At 64.2% G+C, this 17,276-nt stretch carries 15 protein-coding genes and 2 pseudogenes; 13 read left to right on the top strand and 4 right to left on the bottom strand.

What is annotated here, in order from left to right:
- The 3 genes and pseudogenes from AC1D0P_RS08655 to AC1D0P_RS08645 all read right to left on the bottom strand — a co-directional run.
- Positions 1-165 (bottom strand): annotated as a pseudogene (locus AC1D0P_RS08655) (ABC transporter substrate-binding protein); the annotation flags it as partial.
- A gap of 423 nt (positions 166-588) precedes the next feature.
- The gene (locus tag AC1D0P_RS08650) at positions 589-1,551 is read right to left on the bottom strand and encodes a tripartite tricarboxylate transporter substrate binding protein (RefSeq protein ID WP_477676364.1); all 963 of its coding nucleotides are present in this window, start codon (positions 1,549-1,551) and stop codon (positions 589-591) included.
- Positions 1,552-1,623: 72 nt separating this feature from the next.
- Positions 1,624-2,367: a FadR/GntR family transcriptional regulator gene (locus AC1D0P_RS08645; protein WP_477676363.1), complete on the bottom strand. Its 744-nt coding sequence runs from the start codon at positions 2,365-2,367 to the stop codon at positions 1,624-1,626.
- Between the two features lie 124 nt (positions 2,368-2,491).
- On the opposite strand from AC1D0P_RS08645, the gene AC1D0P_RS08640 reads away from it, so the two are divergent.
- The 13 genes and pseudogenes from AC1D0P_RS08640 to AC1D0P_RS08580 all read left to right on the top strand — a co-directional run.
- Positions 2,492-3,226 (top strand): SDR family oxidoreductase, encoded by a 735-nt coding sequence (locus AC1D0P_RS08640; protein WP_477676362.1) that lies wholly within the window; start codon positions 2,492-2,494, stop codon positions 3,224-3,226.
- Positions 3,223-3,969 carry an SDR family NAD(P)-dependent oxidoreductase gene (locus tag AC1D0P_RS08635; protein ID WP_477676361.1) on the top strand — a complete coding sequence of 249 codons (747 nt, stop codon included), beginning with the start codon at positions 3,223-3,225 and terminating at the stop codon, positions 3,967-3,969. Before AC1D0P_RS08640 ends, AC1D0P_RS08635 begins: the two co-directional genes overlap by 4 nt.
- 30 nt (positions 3,970-3,999) lie before the next feature.
- On the top strand, positions 4,000-4,851 hold the full coding sequence (locus tag AC1D0P_RS08630; protein WP_477676360.1) for a fumarylacetoacetate hydrolase family protein: 852 nt from the start codon (positions 4,000-4,002) through the stop codon (positions 4,849-4,851).
- Positions 4,852-5,105: 254 nt separating this feature from the next.
- Positions 5,106-5,855 carry a TetR/AcrR family transcriptional regulator gene (locus AC1D0P_RS08625; RefSeq protein WP_477676359.1) on the top strand — a complete coding sequence of 250 codons (750 nt, stop codon included), beginning with the start codon at positions 5,106-5,108 and terminating at the stop codon, positions 5,853-5,855.
- Positions 5,856-5,874: 19 nt separating this feature from the next.
- Positions 5,875-7,671 carry an acyl-CoA dehydrogenase C-terminal domain-containing protein gene (locus tag AC1D0P_RS08620; protein WP_477676358.1) on the top strand — a complete coding sequence of 599 codons (1,797 nt, stop codon included), beginning with the start codon at positions 5,875-5,877 and terminating at the stop codon, positions 7,669-7,671.
- Between the two features lie 65 nt (positions 7,672-7,736).
- Positions 7,737-8,135, top strand: a complete 399-nt coding sequence (locus AC1D0P_RS08615) for a DUF2147 domain-containing protein (RefSeq protein WP_477676365.1) — start codon at positions 7,737-7,739, stop codon at positions 8,133-8,135.
- 24 nt (positions 8,136-8,159) lie between these two features.
- On the top strand, positions 8,160-9,044 hold the full coding sequence (locus AC1D0P_RS08610) for an alpha/beta hydrolase (RefSeq protein WP_477676357.1): 885 nt from the start codon (positions 8,160-8,162) through the stop codon (positions 9,042-9,044).
- A gap of 2 nt (positions 9,045-9,046) precedes the next feature.
- Positions 9,047-11,461, top strand: a complete 2,415-nt coding sequence (locus AC1D0P_RS08605; protein ID WP_477676356.1) for a 3-hydroxyacyl-CoA dehydrogenase/enoyl-CoA hydratase family protein — start codon at positions 9,047-9,049, stop codon at positions 11,459-11,461.
- Between the two features lie 145 nt (positions 11,462-11,606).
- Entirely contained in the window at positions 11,607-12,119 is a 513-nt protein-coding gene (locus AC1D0P_RS08600) for a DUF4442 domain-containing protein (protein ID WP_477676355.1), read from the top strand.
- A gap of 23 nt (positions 12,120-12,142) precedes the next feature.
- On the top strand, positions 12,143-13,342 hold the full coding sequence (locus tag AC1D0P_RS08595) for an acetyl-CoA C-acyltransferase (RefSeq protein WP_477676354.1): 1,200 nt from the start codon (positions 12,143-12,145) through the stop codon (positions 13,340-13,342).
- Positions 13,343-13,536: 194 nt separating this feature from the next.
- Complete coding sequence (locus AC1D0P_RS08590; protein ID WP_477676353.1) at positions 13,537-14,415, top strand: alpha/beta hydrolase family protein; 879 nt, start codon at positions 13,537-13,539, stop codon at positions 14,413-14,415.
- A gap of 28 nt (positions 14,416-14,443) precedes the next feature.
- Entirely contained in the window at positions 14,444-15,268 is an 825-nt protein-coding gene (locus AC1D0P_RS08585) for an acyl-CoA thioesterase (protein WP_477676352.1), read from the top strand.
- Positions 15,269-15,347: 79 nt separating this feature from the next.
- A pseudogene (locus AC1D0P_RS08580) lies at positions 15,348-16,067 on the top strand (enoyl-CoA hydratase); the annotation flags it as partial.
- A 59-nt stretch (positions 16,068-16,126) separates the two neighbouring features.
- Here AC1D0P_RS08580 and AC1D0P_RS08575 read toward each other — a convergent pair.
- Positions 16,127-17,143: a LysR substrate-binding domain-containing protein gene (locus tag AC1D0P_RS08575; protein ID WP_477676351.1), complete on the bottom strand. Its 1,017-nt coding sequence runs from the start codon at positions 17,141-17,143 to the stop codon at positions 16,127-16,129.
- Between the last annotated feature and the right edge of the window lie 133 nt (positions 17,144-17,276).

The raw sequence follows: 17,276 nt of genomic DNA, 5'->3' as shown, positions 1-17,276 counted from the left end.
GGCCCAGACCGACCACTTGTGGAAGGGCTCGGAGGTTTCATAGACGTGCGCCCATTTGAGCTTGGTCTGCGCCGAGGCAATGCCGGAAAAGCCCAGGGCCCCCGCCATCAGCGCGCAGGCGGCGATGGCTTTGACGGCGAATCGTTTGTTGTGGAATGCATTCATGGTTGTCTCCTCAAAGGGTGTTGCTGGCATGAAAAGGGAAAACCGGCGCGCGCGCCAGCACGCACGCCGTGAAGCCGGGGTCTAAGAGCCTGTTCAATGTCTAAACGAGGCCGCGTTGGGATGCAATCGGGATGAGTGGGCCGACCGGGCACGCCGCATGGGCTCATGCCCATGCAAGTGACCGGGTGGCTCAATCGCCCGACCGCCCAGCCGGCCGGCTGGGCGTCGTGCAGCTGCCCCAAGGGGGATGCAAACGCGACCGCGTTTGCGTCATCCCAACCCGTAGGGCAAGTGCCTTCTCGGGCGGTCTGCGTCGTTGYGGCGCTAGCCCATAGCCGGGCTATGGGCGTCGCACCGCGCCTTGCATCCCATCCCGAGAAGGTACTTGCGCGGCCTCGTTTAGACATTGAACAGGCTCGTCGCTCAGTTCTTCAGGTTGAGCTTGGTCACGAGTTGCTTGAAGGTGTCGTTGTCGCGCACCATCTGCGCCTTGAAGGCGGGGCCGTCGGCATAGGCGTAGCCCAGGTTGAGCTTGTCCATGACCTCGCGCATGATGGGTTCGTCGGCGGCCTTCTTGCTGAAGGCCCGGATGGTTTCCACGACTTCAGGTGGCGTGCCCTTGGCCACGCCCAGGCCGCGCCAGGTGCCTATGGACAGGTCTATCTTGCGTTCCTTCATGGTCGGCACGTTCTCGAAACCCTTGACGCGCTGGTCGGCCATCACGCCGAGGATCTTCAGCTTGCCGGCGGCCACGTGCACCGCGACTTCGGCCGGGCTCACGCCCACGGCGTCCACATGGCCGCCCAGCAGGGCCAGCACGGCGGGGCCGGCGCCCTGGAAGGGGATGTGGTTGAATTTGGCGCCGGTTTTTTCTTCCAGCGAGGCGGCGGCCAGGTGCCAGATCGAGCCGTTGCCGGCATTGCCGACCTTCACGTCGCTGCCGGTCTTTTTGGCGGCGGCCAGGAAGTCTTCAATCGTGTTGTAGGGCGAGTCCGCTTTCACGGTGATGGCGGCCGGGTCGGCGTTGAGGCGGGCGATCGGGATGAAATCGTCCTGCGTGATCTTGGTGATGCCCATGTGCGGCAATATGGTCACCTCGACGAAGAGCATGGCGATCTTGTAGCCGTCGGGCTTGGCATTCACCACGTCGGCCAGGCCGATGGCGCCGCTGGCGCCCGGCTTGTTGTAGACCACCAGCGATTGTGTGGTGTATTTTTTGGCCGCCTCGGCGTAGGCGCGCGCCAAAGAGTCGGTGCCGCCGCCGGGCTGGAAGGCCACCATCACTTCGATCGGCTTGTTCGGATAGGGCTGGGCCCAGGCRCCGCCGCAGAGGCCGGTGAGCAGCAGGGCCGCGGCCAGCCGCTTGGTGTGGGTCAGGAAGTTCATGCGTGTCTCGCTTTCTTTTTTGTAAGGGTCAAGTTGCTGTTGAGGGAAATCTCGGGTTCGGGATGCTTCTTCTTATTTTCTGGGTGCTTTTGATTGTTTGGTGGTCCGGCGCCAGCTCACGCTGAAGCGCTTGTGCGACTGGTCCATGTGTTCGTGCATGGCGGCGCGCGCGGCGTCGGGATTGTGGTTGCGCACCGCCTCAAAAATCGCTTCGTGCTCCGCGATCGCCGAGCGCCAGGAGTCCACGGTCTCAAAATGGCCGCCCAGGCGCTCGAACAGCGGGCCGCGCCGCGAGTCCCAGAAGCGCTGTATGGTTTCAATCAGCACCACGTTGCCGCAGGACTCGACGATGGCGCTGTGAAAGGCGCGGTCGCCATTCAGCGGCAGCACGCCGCGGTCGGCATCCAGCTTCATGCTGGCGATGGCCTTGTCCATGGCGTCGATATGCTTGCGCTTGGCCTGGGTGGCTGCCATGGCGGCGACCTCGCCTTCGACCACGCGGCGGGCGCGTATCAGCTCCAGCGGGCCCCATTCATCGGGCGGGACCTGCTCGGCGCGGCTGTTGGCATGGCTGGGCGCGCCGCTGCGGTCCAGCACGTAGACGCCGGAGCCGGTGCGCACCTCGACCCAGCCCTCGACCTCCATCGCGATCAGCGCTTCGCGCACCGAAGGCCGGCTCACGCCCAGCTGCCGTGCCAGGTCGCGCTCGGCCGGCAGGCGCGCGCCCACGGCCCATTCGCCGGCGGAGATCAGCGTGCGCAACTGCTCGGCGATCTGGCGGTACAGGCGTTGCGGTTCGACGGTCTGCAGGGGCATGGGTGGAAAAAGCGGAGGGGAGGAGCGGCTTAAGGGTTAGCCAGAATTGGACAAGTGGTCAGGCCAATTGATAATCCCATGAAACCCCCGGGCCAACATCCGGCAAAACCCTGTAGGAGCACTGATGAGACTTGAAGGAAAAAAAGCACTGGTCACCGCGGCGGGCCAGGGCATTGGGCGCGCCAGCGCGCTGGCGCTGGCGGCCGAAGGCGCGCAGGTCTGGGCCACCGACCTGAACCCCAAGCTGCTGGAAAGCTACCAGGGCGTGGCCAACATCACCGCGTTGCCCTTGAATGTGCTCGACAAGGCCGCCATCCACAAACTGGTGGGCGGCCTGCCGGCGCTGGACGTGCTGTTCAATTGCGCGGGTTTTGTGCACGGCGGCACGGCGCTGCAGGCCACCGACGAAGACCTTGAATTCGCCTTCCAGCTCAATGTGCGCGCGCAGTTCTGGATGATCCAGGCCGTGCTGCCGAAAATGCAGGCCCAAAAACGCGGCAGCATCATCAACATGGCCAGCGTTTGCGGCAGCATCAAGGGCCTGCCCAACCGTTTTATCTACGGCACGACCAAGGCCGCGGTGATCGGCCTCACCAAAAGCGTCGCAGCCGACTTTGTGGCCGACGGCGTGCGCTGCAATGCGATCTGCCCCGGCACCGTCGACACGCCCTCGCTGCAAGACCGCATCAACGCCAACGAGGACCCGGTGGAGGCGCGCAAGGCCTTTATCGCGCGCCAGCCGCTGGGGCGCCTGGCCCAGGCGCATGAAATCGCGCCGCTGGTGGTGTTCCTGGCCAGCGATGAAGCCGCCTTTGTGACCGGCCAGGCCTACAACATCGACGGTGGCATCACCATATGAACCAGCTTGACCTGAAGGGGCGGCACGCCGTCGTGACAGGTGGTGCTGTGGGCCTCGGCTTTGCGGTTGCGCAGCGCATGCTGGCCTCGGGCGGCACGGTCACCTTGTGGGACATCAATCCCGAAGCGCTGGCCAAGGCCAAAGAGGCGCTGGGTGCGGGTGTGCACACCGTGGCCGTCGATGTCAGCAGCCATGCCAGCGTGGTGGAAGCGGTCAAACAGACGGTTGCCCACAACCCGGCCATTGATGCCCTGGTCAACTCGGCCGGCATCACCGGCCCCAACGTCAAGCTCTGGGACTATCCGCCCGAGCAGTGGATGCAGGTGCAGCAGGTCAACCTCAACGGGCTGTTCTTCTGCTGCCGCGAAGTGGTGCCGCACATGCGCGCGCGCAACTACGGGCGCATCGTCAACATCGCCTCGGTCGCCGGCAAGGAGGGCAACCCGAATGCCAGCGCCTACAGCGCCAGCAAGGCCGCGGTGATCGCCCTGACCAAATCGTTGGGCAAGGAACTCGCCGACACTGGCGTGAGCGTCAACTGCGTCACGCCGGCCGCCGTCAAGACGCCGATTTTTGAGCAGATGACGCCGGAGTTCATACAGTTCATGCTGTCCAAAATCCCCATGGGCCGCTTCGGCACGCCCGATGAGGTGGCCGCCATGGTGAGCTGGCTTTGCACCGAAGAGTGCTCTTTTTCCACCGGCGCCGTCTTCGACCTATCGGGCGGACGTTCTACTTATTAACCTTCACCTGATTCATCAAAAGGAAAAACCATGAAACTCGTTCGTTATGGCAACCCCGGCAAGGAAAAGCCCGGCCTCATCGATGCCAATGGCAAGCTGCGCGACCTGAGCGCCGTCATCAAGGACATCGGCCCCGAGCAGCTCGGCGACGCCGCGCTGGCCAAGCTCGGCAAGCTCAAGACCGACAAGCTGCCGCTGGTCAAGGGTTCGCCGCGCTACGGCAGCCCGGTCACCGGCACGCGCAAGTTCATTGCCATCGGCCTGAACTACGCCGACCACGCCGCCGAATCGGGTTTGCCGATTCCGGCCGAGCCCGTGGTCTTCATGAAAGCCACCAGCTGCATCCAGGGCCCCAACGACCCCATCATGCTGCCCAAGAATTCGGTCAAGACCGACTGGGAAGTCGAGCTCGGCGTGATCATCGGCAAGCAGGCTCGCTACGTTTCGCAAAAAGAAGCGCTCAACCACGTGGCCGGCTACTGCACCATCAACGACGTCAGCGAACGCGAATTCCAGATCGAGCGCGGCGGCACCTGGGACAAGGGCAAGGGTTGCGACACCTTTGGCCCCCTGGGCCCCTGGCTGGTCACGCGCGACGAAGTGCCGAATCCGCAAAAATTGTCGATGTGGCTGGAAGTCAACGGCAAGCGCGTGCAGAACGGCAGCACCAAGACCATGATCTTCAGCGTTGCCAAAATCATCAGCTACGTGAGCCAGTTCATGACCCTGGAACCCGGCGACGTCATCACCACCGGTACGCCTCCCGGCGTTGGCCTGGGCATGAAGCCGCCGGTTTTCCTGAAGAAGGGCGACACCATGTCGCTGGGGATTGAGGGGCTGGGCGAGCAGCACCAGACCGTGATCCCGTTCAAGCTTAAATAGAGCCCCCACGCTCCCCCACTGCGTGTGGGTCGCTGCCCCCCCGAGGGGGCCGCTGCGCCTGCGGCCCGGCAAAGCCGGTTCCGCGGCCCCTGCTGGTGGGGAAGGAGCGCCTCTGCGGCCATCCGTGGGTGGGTTTACCCTATCCACGGTTAGAACTGGGTCCCTATAAGCAGGCAGCCAACAACCCCGGCTTGCCCATGGTCATCAAAGTGTTGCAAAATAGAACGACCGTTCGTTTTATTTTGTAGCACCCCATGCCCGTCACAGAACTCCCCGCCAAAGCCGCCCGCGTCCTTGCCGCGGGCAGCGCCGTGGCCAAAAGCCAGCAAAAAGGCCAGCAGACCAAGGCGGCCATTGTGGATGCGGCCCTGGGCCTGGCGACGCAGATCGGGCTGGAGGGCCTGAGCATAGGCGCGCTGGCCGAGGTCATGCGCATGAGCAAGTCCGGTGTGTTCGCCCATTTCGGCTCGCGCGAGGAACTRCAGATCTCGGTGATCCGCGAATACCACGTGCGTTTCGAGGAAGAAGTCTTCTTCCCGGCGCTGCAGCAGCCGCGCGGCCTGCCGCGCCTGGCGGCGCTGTTCCACAACTGGATGAAGCGCACTTCGCTTGAAATCGACTCAGGCTGCCTTTACATCAGCGGCGCTGTCGAGTTCGACGACAGGCCGGGCCCGGTCCGCGACGCGCTCGCGGGTTCGGTACGCACCTGGCTGGCCGCCATGTACCGCGCCGTGGTACAGGCCAAGGAGGCCGGCCACCTGCGGCCCGACGCCGACGAGCACCAGATGGCCTTTGAAATCCACGGCCTGATCCTGGCGCTGCACTACGAGGCCCGCTTCCTGAAGACGCCGGGCTCCATGGACCGCGCCAACACGGGTTTTGCCAACATCCTGGGGCGTTACGGCGCTGACGCCGCCGCGCCTTTCACCTCTTCCAACTCTTCCACCTCTTCCGCTTCGCCCAAAAAAGCTTCGGGCAAAGCTTCCTCTTCCAAACCGGTTTAACGCTAAAGGACCCACCCCCATGCCACAGTACAGCCCGCCCCTGCGCGACATGCAATTCGTCATGCACGAAGTGCTCAAGGTCACCGACGAATTCAAGGCCATCCCCAAGCACGCGGACGTCGACGTCGACACCATCAACGCGGTGCTCGAGGAAGCCGGCAAGTTCGCCGCCGAGGTGACCTTTCCGCTGAACATCAGCGGCGACGAAGAGGGCTGCAAACTCGACAAGACCACGCACGAAGTCACGCCGCCCAAGGGCTTCAAGGAAGCCTATGCGCAGTACGTCGAAGGCGGCTGGGCCGCGTTGAGCTGCGACCCCGAATACGGCGGCCAGGGCCTGCCCTTTGTGCTGAACCAGTGCTTGTACGAAATGCTGAACTCGGCCAACCAGGCCTGGACCATGTACCCGGGCCTGTCGCACGGCGCCTATGAGGCCCTGCATGCCCACGGCACCGACGAGCAGAAAAAGCTCTACCTGCCCAAACTCACCAGCGGCGAATGGACCGGCACCATGTGCCTGACCGAGCCGCATTGCGGCACCGACCTGGGCCTTTTGCGCACCAAGGCCGAACCGCAGCCCGACGGGACTTACCGCCTGACCGGCAACAAGATCTTCATCAGCGCCGGTGAGCACGACATGGCCGCCAACATCGTGCACCTGGTGCTGGCCCGCCTGCCGGATGCGCCCCAGGGCAGCAAGGGCATCAGCCTGTTCGCCGTGCCCAAGTTCAACATCGGCAAGGACGGCGCCCTCGGTTCGCGCAACGGCATCTACTGCGGCGGCCTGGAGCACAAGATGGGCATCCACGGCAACGCCACCGCGCAGATGGTGCTCGAAGACGCCGTCGGCACCATGGTGGGTGCGCCCAACAAGGGCCTGGCCGCGATGTTCGTGATGATGAATGCCGCCCGCCTGGGCGTGGGCAACCAGTCGCTGGGCCTGACCGAAGTGGCTTTCCAGAATGCGCTGGCTTATGCCAAGGACCGCATCCAGATGCGCTCGCTGTCCGGCGTCAAGGCCAAGGACAAGCCCGCCGACCCGATCATCGTGCACCCCGATGTGCGCAAGATGCTGCTGACGGCCAAGGCCTATGCCGAAGGCGGCCGTGCGCTGGCGATCTACTGCACGCTGCTGCTCGACAAGGAACTGAACCACCCCGACGAGAAGGTGCGCAAGGACTCCGGCGAAATCGTCGCCCTGCTCACGCCCATCGTCAAAGCTTTCCTGACCGACAACGGCCACATCGCCACCAACGCCTGCATGCAGGTCTTCGGCGGCCACGGCTTCATCAAGGAATGGGGCATGGAGCAGTTCGTGCGCGACAACCGCATCAACATGAWTTACGAAGGCACCAACACCATCCAGTCGCTGGACCTGCTGGGCCGCAAGGTGCTGGGCAACAACGGCGCCACGCTGAAAAAATTCGGCAAGGTGATTGGCGCGCTGATCGCCGAGGAAGGCGTCAACGAGAAGATGGCCGAGTTCATCAACCCGCTGGCCTACCTGGCCGACCAGATGACCAAGTTCACCACCGAGCTGGGCTTCAAGGGCTTCCAGAACCCCGACGAAGTGGGCGCCGCCGCCGTTGATTACCTGCGCGTGGCCGGCCACCTGGTGTTCGGTTACTTCTGGGCGCTGATGGCACAAACCGCACTGCGCGAGATCGCCGCCGGCAACACCGACAAGTTCTACGTGGCCAAGCTGCAGACCGCGCGCTTTTACTTCGCCAAGCTGTTTCCCGAGACCGCTACGCTGATGCGCACGGCGCGCGCCGGCAGCAAGGCACTGATGGAAACCGACGAAGCGCTGGCTTGATTTTTTTGAACAGGACAAGGGGAGACACCGTGAAACACCCACTGCTCGCATTGACCCTGGGCTTGATGGCCATTCCGGCGCTGGCCCAGAACACGCCGGTCGGCCTGTGGCGCGGCTTCGACGAAAAAACCGGCGAGCCCAAATTCGAGGTCCGCATCGTTGAGAGCAGCGGCGTGTTGAACGGCAAGGTCGAAAAGCGGCTGTCTCCCGGCGTCAAGCCGGACGATGTCTGCACCGAATGCACCGACGACCGCAAGGACAAGCCGCGGCTGGGCCTGGAGATCATTCGCGGCGCGAAGAAGTCGCCCGACGCCGACGTCTGGGAAGGCGGCAAGATCCTGGATCCGGAAAACGGCAAGAGCTACAACCTCAAGATGACCCCGGTTGAGGGCGGCAAGAAGATGGACGTGCGCGGCTCTTTTGGTCCTTTCGGCCGAACCCAGACCTGGACGCGTCTGCAATGAACGCAACGCACATGAGGGCCAGCCATGGGTGAAGCGATTTCCCGTCTGTGGTCACGGCCCTTTGGCGCCAGTGGCAGCATCCCGCCGGCCGCACGCCGCTGGTACGGCCACCATCTGCTCAAGAAGCCGTTTTTCGGCCGCTTCATGAAACCCTGGCGCTGGCCGGCGGACGTGCCGCAAGAAGGCTGGGAACGGGTGCGTATCGACAGCCGCAGCAGCAGCCGGCTTGAAGCCATCGTGGCACGCACGCCGTTGGCCCCGCGCGGTGTGGTGGTGTGCGCCCATCCCATGGGCTTTGCCTGCAAAGGGTTCTGGTTGCGCCACGGCCATGCCCAGGCGCTGCTCGATGCGGGCTTTCATGTGGTGGCTTTCGATTTCAACGGCTTCGGTGAAAGCCCCTCGACCAATTTCGACTTTCCCGGCGACGCACTGTCGGTAGGCCTCTGGGCGCGCGCCGCGTTCGCGGGCCTGCCGGTGCATGCGCTGACGGCGTCTTTCGGCGCCATCAACACGCTGAGCGCCATCGCCGAAGCGGATTTCCCTTACGACAAAGTGGTGGCTGAAGGCTGCCCGCCCACGCTGCCCGATTTCTGGAAGGCTTATCCTTTTGCCCATGCGGTGCTCAATGTGATCCGGCGCATCAGCCCGCAAGGCGAGTTGCATCTGCGGCCCGTCCACCACCTCGCCAATATGCGCGACGTGGACGTGCTGCTGATCCACAGCCGGGGCGACCGCTGGACGCCGGTGCATTTCGGCGACGCGCTGCAGCAGGCCGCCTCGAGGCCCGAGCGCATCCAGCGCGTGATCCTCGACAAGGCCGACCACACCCACGGCATGCGCGACGAGCCGCAGCGCTACTGGAACGCGGTGCTCGAATTTTTCAACCAGTCATCTCCCACAAGGTCTTAACCATGTCACGATTCCAAGTCAAAAAAGTCGCCGTGCTCGGCGCCGGCGTCATGGGCGCGCAGATCGCCGCCCACCTGGCCAACGTCAAGGTGCCGGTCATCCTGTTCGACCTGCCGGCCAAGGAAGGCCCGAAGAACGGCATCGTCATCAAGGCGGTCGAAGGCCTCAAGAAGCTCAAGCCGGCACCGCTGGGCGTGCCCGAAGACGCGGCACTGATCCAGCAGGCCAACTATGAAGAAAACATGGAGCTGCTGCGCGAATGCGACCTCGTCATCGAGGCCATCGCCGAGCGCATGGACTGGAAGACCGACCTGTACCACAAGATCGCGCCTTTCATCGCCGAAGGCGCCATCGTCGCCAGCAACACCTCAGGCCTGTCCATCACCAAGCTCAGCGAGGCGCTGCCTGAATCCATCAAGCCGCGCTTCTGCGGCATCCACTTTTTCAACCCGCCGCGCTACATGACGCTGGTCGAACTGATCAACACGCCGACCACCGAACCCAAGGTGCTGGACGACCTGGAAGCTTTTGTCACCAGCGCACTGGGCAAGGGCGTGATCCGCGCCCACGACACACCCAATTTCATCGCCAACCGCGTCGGCATCGCCAGCATGCTGGCCACCATCAAGGAAGCCGAAACCTTCAAGCTCAGCTACGACGTGGTCGACGACCAGACCGGCAAGAAGCTGGGCCGCGCGAGCTCGGGCACCTTCCGCACCGCCGACGTGGTGGGCCTGGACACCATGGCCCACGTCATCAAGACGCTGCAGGACAACCTCGGCCCCGGCAAGGTGGAAGACCCGTTCTCCGACATCTACGGCACGCCGCCCGTGCTGGCCAAGCTGCTGGAATCCAAAAGCCTGGGCCAGAAGACCGGCGCTGGTTTCTACAAAAAACAGGGCCGCGACATCCTGCGCCTGGACCCGGAAAGCATGGAATACGTGCCGGCGGGCGCCAAGGCCAATGAGGTCGTGGGCCGCATGCTCAAGAAGCCCGCGGGCGAGCGTCTGAAGCTCTTGCGCGAAGCCGAGGGCGCCGAAGCGCGCTTCCTCTGGGCCATCCTGCGCGACCAGTTCCACTACGCCGCCGTGCACCTGGAAAGCATCGCTGAAACCGCGCGCGACATCGACTTCGCAATGCGCTGGGGCTTTGGCTCCAAGCAAGGTCCCTTCGAGCTGTGGCAACAGGCCGGCTGGAAACAGGTCGCGACCTGGATCCAGGAAGACATTGACGCCGGCAAGGCGCTGTCCAAGGCGCCGCTGCCCGAGTGGGTGTTCAAGGGCCCGGTGGCCGACGCCGGCGGCGTGCACACCGAGCAGGGCTCGTGGAGCGCATCCGCGAAGAAATTCATTCCACGCCGCAAGCTGCCGGTCTACGAGCGCCAGTTCTTCCCCGAGGACGTACTGGGCTCGAAAGCGCCGGCCTTTGAAACGGCGGGCACCACCTTGCATGAAGACGACGCCATCCGCCTCTGGACGCTGGGCGGCGCGAACGACGACGTGCTAATCGCCAGCATCAAGACCAAGATGCACGCCATCAGCCCCGACGTGGCCGAAGGCCTGGCCATGGGCGTGGACCTGGCCGAGAAAAGCTACAAGGGCATGGTCATCTGGTCCAACGACGAGATGTTCTCGGCCGGCGCGGACCTGCAGGCCATGCTGCCCGCCTTCATGATGGGCGGCGCCAAGGCGATCGAGGGGGCAGAGGCCGAACTGCAGAATGTGATGCTCAAGCTGCGCTACGCGGCCGTGCCCGTGGTGTCGGCCATCCGCGGTATCGCGCTGGGCGGTGGCTGGGAAATGGCGGTCTACTCGGCCAAGCGCGTGGCTGCGATGGAAAGCTACATCGGCCTGGTCGAAGTCGGCGTGGGCCTGGTGCCCGGCGCCGGCGGCCTGACCTATATCGCGCGCCGTGCCGCGGAAAATGCGAGCACGTCGACCAACAAGGACATCCTGCCCTTCCTGACCGAAGGCTTCACGGCCGCCGCGATGGCCAAGGTCGGCACCAGCGCGATTGAAAGCCGCAAGATCGGCTATTTGCTCGACAGCGACGTGATCGTGCCGAACAAGGATGAGCTGCTCTTCGTCGCGCTCAACGAGGCGCGTGCGCTGTTCAACTCGGGCTACCGCGCACCGCACAAGCGCCAGTTCCCCGTTGTCGGCCGCAACGGCTGGGCCACCATCAAGGGCCAGCTGGTCAACATGCGTGACGGCGGCTTTATCAGCGCCCACGACTTCCACATCGCAGGGCTGATCGCGGGTGTGGTCTGCGGTGGTGACGTGGATGCGGGCACGCTGGTAACGGAAGAGTATTTGATGACCTTGGAGCGCAAGGCGTTCTGCTCTCTTCTTGAGCATCCAAAAACTCAGGAACGCATCATGGGCATGATGAGCACCGGCAAACCGGTTCGTAATTGATAAAGCTACTGCGGAGCCACCATGCGTCGTTGCAGCCCAAAGAAAATCCTCACGACCTTCAAGGTCGCTCCGGTTTTCTTCGGGCGCCCGCGCCTAGCCTGATGGCTCCTCGCTACGCTTTCTCAATCACGAACCCTTTATCTTTATGACCACCTCTACCCATACCCCCAACCGCCTGGAGCGGCAACTGGAACGGCTCACCGAAGTGCCGGCCTTTGCGCGCCCCTGGTTCCGCAATGTGGTGCTGCGCCGAGCCGTTCCGTTCACCGGTACCGCCGGCCTGGAGTTCGTCGAGATGACGACGGGCCGGGTCGAGATCGGCATCCGGAACGAGAAAAGGGTGCAGAACCACATAGGCGGCGTGCATGCCTCGGCCATGAACCTGCTGGCGGAAACCGCCACCGGCATGGTGGTGGGCATGAACGTGCGCGACGACTGCATCCCGCTGGCCAAGGAATTAAAGATGGCGTTCAAGAAGCGCGCCACCGGGGCCCTGCGCGCCGTGGCCATGCTGAGCGAGGCTCAGCGCGCGGCCATGCTGGCCAGCGACAAGGGTGAAGTCACCGTGCCGGTCACCGTGACCGATGAAGCCGGTGTGAACCCGGTGGAATGCGAATTTGTCTGGGCCTGGATTCCCTCCGGCCCACGGAAAAGTTAACCGAGAAATTGAAGGAAACCATCATGGCCAAACAAGTCCAGGAAGCCTACATCGTCGCCGCCACCCGTACGCCCATCGGGCGATCGGGCCGCGGCTATTTCCGCAACATGCGGCCCGACGACCTGCTGGTCAAGGCGCTGCAGGCCGCGCTTGCGCAAGTGCCGTCGCTGGACCCCAAGGCGATTGAAGACATCATTTGCGGCTGCGCGATTCCCGAGGGCCCGCAAGGCCTGAACGTGGCGCGCATAGGCGCGGTGCTGGCCGGCCTGCCGACCAGCGTGGGCGGCATCACCGTCAACCGCTTCTGCGCTTCGGGCCTCTCGGCCATCCAGATGGCGGCCGACCGCATCCGCGTGGGCGAGGCCGACGTGATGGTTGCCGCCGGCACCGAGAGCATGAGCATGGTGCCCATGTCGGGAAACTCGCCCTCGCTCTCGCCCAGCATGTTCATGAACGACGAGAACGTCGGCATCGCCTACGGCATGGGCCTGACGGCCGAGAAGGTGGCCCAGCARTGGAAGGTCTCGCGCGAGGCGCAGGACCAGTTCGCGCTCGAGTCGCACCTCAAAGCCATCAAAGCCCAGCAGGCCGGCGAGTTCAGCATGGAGATCACGCCGGTCGAAGTGACCGACCGCACGGCCAACCTGGAAACCGGCGAAGTGGTCGCCAAGACCCGTACCGTGAGCCTGGACGAGGGCCCGCGCCCCGACACCTCGCTCGAAGGGCTGGCCAAGCTCAAGACGGTGTTTGCCGCGCGCGGCTCTGTCACCGCCGGCAACAGCTCACAGACCTCCGACGGCGCGGGCGCGCTGGTGCTGGCCAGCGAAAAAGCGGTCAAGCAGTTCGGCCTCAAGCCGCTCGCACGTTTTGTGAGCTATGCCGCCAAGGGCGTGCCGCCTGAAATCATGGGTATAGGCCCTATCGAGGCGATTCCCGCGGCCCTTCGTTACGCCGGCCTCAAGCAGGAAGACATCGACTGGTTTGAACTGAACGAAGCCTTTGCCGCGCAGTCGCTGGCTGTCATCAACACGCTGAAGCTGGATGCCTCCAAGGTCAACCGCATGGGCGGCGCGATCGCGCTGGGCCATCCGTTGGGGGCTACGGGTGCGATCCGGGCGGCTACGGTGATTCATGCGCTGCACAGGCATCAGCTCAAGTACGGCATGGTGACGATGTGTGTAGGGATGGGACAAGGCGCAGCCGGCATCTTCGAGCGGGTGTAGTCATTGGCTACTGCGCGGGCGATCTGCGGCGTTGGTCCGGTGCTCCCCATCCTCACGTACCTGAAGTACGTTCCGGTGGGTCCGCTCCGTCCGCCTTGCATCTCATCCCGCTCGCTACGCCCTTGAGGCCGTTGTGGCTGGGGCCGTGACCGGGTTAGTTGATGGTAATTGCTGATAACTTTCAGGAGGCATCCATGCAGATCCAGACTCTCGATACCGGCACGGCGCAGCTCTCGCTGCGGGTTTATGACGCAACCCTGGCTGCCCACACCAGTGTGGTGATTGGCGGGGCCATGGGGGTGCGGCAGCATTACTACGCGTCTTTTGCGCAGTGGCTGTCGAGCCAGGGCTTTCGGGTCACCACTTTTGACTACCGCGGCTCGGGGGATTCGTTGCCGGGAACGGCCAAGGGCGGCCTGCGCGGCTTCAAGGCCGACCTGCTGGATTGGGCCAGTGACTATGAAGCCGTCGTCGATGCCGCCAAGGCGGCCTTGCCGGATGCACCCTTGTATTTGTTGGGCCACAGCCTGGGCGCGCAACTGCCGGGCTTCCTGAAGAACCAGGAGAAGATCAACGGCCTGGTCAGCATCGCGGCGGGCAGTGGCTACTGGCGCGACAACGCGCCGCAACTGCGGCGCATGATTTTGTATTTCTGGTACGTGCTGGTGCCGCTGGCAACGCGGCTCTTCGGCTATTTCCCGGGGCGCAGCCTGCGCAAGGTCGGCGACCTGCCGGCCGGCGTGATGATGCAGTGGCGCAAGTGGTGTTTGCACCCGCAGTACAGCGTGGGCGCCGAAGGCGAAAGCGCGCGCCTCAGTTATGGGAAGGTCAGCTTCCCGGTCACGGCGCTGTCCATCACCGACGACGAACTCATGACCTGGCGCGGCAYGCAAAACCTGATCAACCTCTATACCAATGCGCCGCGCAGCTTTGAGCGCATCGCGCCGGCCGACCTCAAAGTCAGGCGCATCGGCCATTTCGGTTTCTTCCGCGAGCAGTTCAACAACACCCTGTGGCCGCGTGCCCAGCAGATCATCGAAGGCATGGCCGGCGTCGCCAGGAAGACCGCCTGAACCGCAAAGCTGCTGCACACTTGCCGACATGAGCAACCCCCACTCCTTTGACCAGGCGCTGCGGCTCGAAGCCGCCGGCGCCGACAGGCCCGACACCTGGCTGGGCCACAGCAGCCCCGATTACTGGAATATGGTGGGGCCCTTCGGCGGCACCACGGCGGCCACGGCCTTGCGCGCCATCCTGCTGCACCCGGCCCTGCTCGGCGAGCCGGTCGCCCTGACGGTCAACTATGCGGCGGCCATGGCCGAAGGGCCGTTCAGCGTCACGGCCAAACCCGTGCGCACCAACCGCTCGACACAGCACTGGACGGTGGAGCTGTCGCAGGGCGGCGACACCGGCGGTGCCGTGATGACAGCCACCGCTGTGACCGCCGTGCGCCGCGAGACCTGGAGCCTCAACGACACGCCCATGCCCGCAGTGACGCTGGCCGATGCGACGGGCCGGCTGCGCTTTGCCACCTCCGCCTGGACGAATCGTTACGACATGCGGCCGGTGCGCGGCGTGATCCCGCAGGTCTGGGACGGTAGCGGGGTGGACAGCCTCACCCAGCTCTGGGTGCGCGACGACCCGCCGCGTCCGCTGGACTTCCCGGCGCTGGCCGCCATGTCCGACGTGTTCTACCCGCGCGTCTGGCTGCGCCGCGCCACGCGTGTGCCGGCCGGCACGGTTTCCATCACGACTTATTTCCATGCGGACAGCCGGCAGCTCGCGGAATGCGGCGAGGGGTTTTTGCTGGGACAAGCGAAGGCGCAGGCTTTTCGCAACGGATTTTTCGACCAGAGCGCGCAGCTGTGGAGCGAGGCCGGCGTGTTGCTGGCCACCAGCACGCAGATCGTTTATTACAAGGAATGAGAACGCCTCGCAGGCCCCTACACTTGGCGTCTCAACGGAAAACACCATGAACACTCCCACCCCAATTTCCACCGGCAGCATCCCCGAAATCCTGAGCCACATCGACGCGGGCGTGATGACCATCACACTGAACCGCCTGGACAAGAAAAATTCCATCACCTCCGCCATGTACGGCGCCCTGGCTGACGCACTCGAATCGGCGAATCACGACGCGGCAGTGCGCGCGGTGGTGATACAGGGCCATGAAACGATTTTTTCGGCCGGCAATGACATTGCCGATTTCCTGAACAAGCCGCCCGCAACCATGGACTCGCCGGTGTTCCGCTTCCTGCGCGGCATCAGCAGCTTTCCCAAGCCGCTGGTCGCCTCGGTGTGCGGCCCGGCCGTCGGCATAGGCACCACGCTGCTGCTGCACTGCGACCTGGTGTATGCGGGCGACAACGCCGCGTTCTCGATGCCCTTTGTGAACCTGGGCCTGTGCCCCGAGGCGGCGTCCAGCTTCCTGGTGCCGCAGCTCATGGGCTACCCGCGCGCGGCCGAAGCGCTGTTGCTGGGCGAGCCTTTCATGGCCGAAACGGCACTGGAGATCGGCCTGATCAACCGCATCGTGCCGCCCACCGAAGCCAATGCGCTGGCACAAAGGCAGGCGCAAAAACTGGTGGCCAAGCCCCTGAGCGCGCTGATGGAAACCAAGCGGCTGATGAAAAAAGGCAATGCCACCCTCGTGGCCGAACGCATGGCCGAGGAGGGCGCGAGCTTCGGCCGCATGCTGGGTGAACCGGCCGCGAAAGAGGCCTGGGATGGGGGCCTCGGCTTTATTTTGAGCCGCGATGATTCGTACGCCGCGGGCCCCCATCGCTACCTTCCCCCAGCGGGGGAAGGAGTCACACGCACTTGCACCGGCTTGCGGTTCTTGCGAATCTTGGGCTGTGGATCAAATTGCCGCGTGGATTCCGCCGTCAGGCGCAGGCAGGCCATCAGCTGCTCGCTGCTGGGTGTCAGCCGCCGTCCCCGCACGGTGATGAGTCCGACAGGTGGCAGTTCAATCGGAACCTCGATCGGCAGGACATCCAGCAGGCCTTCCCGCTGGAAGTGCAGGCCGACCGAGCGCGCCAGGAAGCCGGCCGCGTCGCGTTGCTGCACAAAGGTGCTGAGCGCCAGGAAAGACGATGTCTCGATGATGTCGCTGGGCGGATTCAGGCCATGGCGAAAGAAGGTCTGCTCTATCTTCACGCGCAGCGATGCCCAGGGCGGGGGCAGCACGCAGGGTATTCCGGCCAGATCGTTCCAKCCTGGATTCTTTTTGCGCATGAGCGCGTGGCCGTGCTTGACCACGACCACCATGGGTTCGTCGAACAAGGCTTCCGTCACCAGGTCGGGAGCTGCATAGCCGGGCTCCAGGCGGCCGACGAACAGGTCCAGCTCGCCCATGCGAAGCCGGGGCAAAAGCCGCGTCAGGTCGCCTTCCTCCACCAGCACCGTCGCCAGGGTCGAGCGCTGCTTGAGCAGTTTGACGGCGCCCGCCAGCAGCACCGGCATCGCCACCACCATGGAGCCCACGCGCGTGCGTCCCGCCGCGCCGCTGGCCACGGCCGAAATTTCGTCGCGTGTGCGTTCGTACTCGGCCAGCACCGAACGGGCAAACCGGACGATGGCTTCGCCGCTGGAGGTCGGCTCGGTGCCGCGGGTGGAGCGGTCAAACAGGGCCAGCCCCAGCATGCTCTCGACTTCGGTCAGCATTTTCGACACGGCGGGCTGGCTGACCGACAGGAATTCCGCGGTTCGGCCCAGGTGGCGGAACTGGTCGAGCGCCACCACCAGTTGCAGGTGGCGCAGCTTGATGTTGGAACGCAGGACACGGTCGATCTGGGTCATGCTTCATGTTAACCCAGAGGCTATGAAGCGATTCCAATAATCGATTAGGTTGTTATGAAGAAGCTGGCAAGAATCGGGGAACAAGAAATGCGGCAAAGCCGCAGCACGGCATCCACCCAGAGGCAGACAAACC

It is taken from the genome of Polaromonas sp. P1_G2, from assembly GCF_056405515.1.
This window is presented reverse-complemented; position numbering and strand designations above follow the sequence as displayed.

What these genes read in the sequence shown, in the direction of transcription:
- AC1D0P_RS08645 (WP_477676363.1), bottom strand. Translation starts at nt 2,367, where the DNA reads ATGCCCCTGCAGACCGTCGAACCGCAACGCCTGTACCGCCAGATCGCC.
- AC1D0P_RS08640 (WP_477676362.1), top strand. Translation starts at nt 2,492, where the DNA reads ATGAGACTTGAAGGAAAAAAAGCACTGGTCACCGCGGCGGGCCAGGGC.
- AC1D0P_RS08635 (WP_477676361.1), top strand. Translation starts at nt 3,223, where the DNA reads ATGAACCAGCTTGACCTGAAGGGGCGGCACGCCGTCGTGACAGGTGGT.
- AC1D0P_RS08630 (WP_477676360.1), top strand. Translation starts at nt 4,000, where the DNA reads ATGAAACTCGTTCGTTATGGCAACCCCGGCAAGGAAAAGCCCGGCCTC.
- AC1D0P_RS08615 (WP_477676365.1), top strand. Translation starts at nt 7,737, where the DNA reads ATGGCCATTCCGGCGCTGGCCCAGAACACGCCGGTCGGCCTGTGGCGC.
- AC1D0P_RS08610 (WP_477676357.1), top strand. Translation starts at nt 8,160, where the DNA reads ATGGGTGAAGCGATTTCCCGTCTGTGGTCACGGCCCTTTGGCGCCAGT.
- AC1D0P_RS08605 (WP_477676356.1), top strand. Translation starts at nt 9,047, where the DNA reads ATGTCACGATTCCAAGTCAAAAAAGTCGCCGTGCTCGGCGCCGGCGTC.
- AC1D0P_RS08600 (WP_477676355.1), top strand. Translation starts at nt 11,607, where the DNA reads ATGACCACCTCTACCCATACCCCCAACCGCCTGGAGCGGCAACTGGAA.
- AC1D0P_RS08585 (WP_477676352.1), top strand. Translation starts at nt 14,444, where the DNA reads ATGAGCAACCCCCACTCCTTTGACCAGGCGCTGCGGCTCGAAGCCGCC.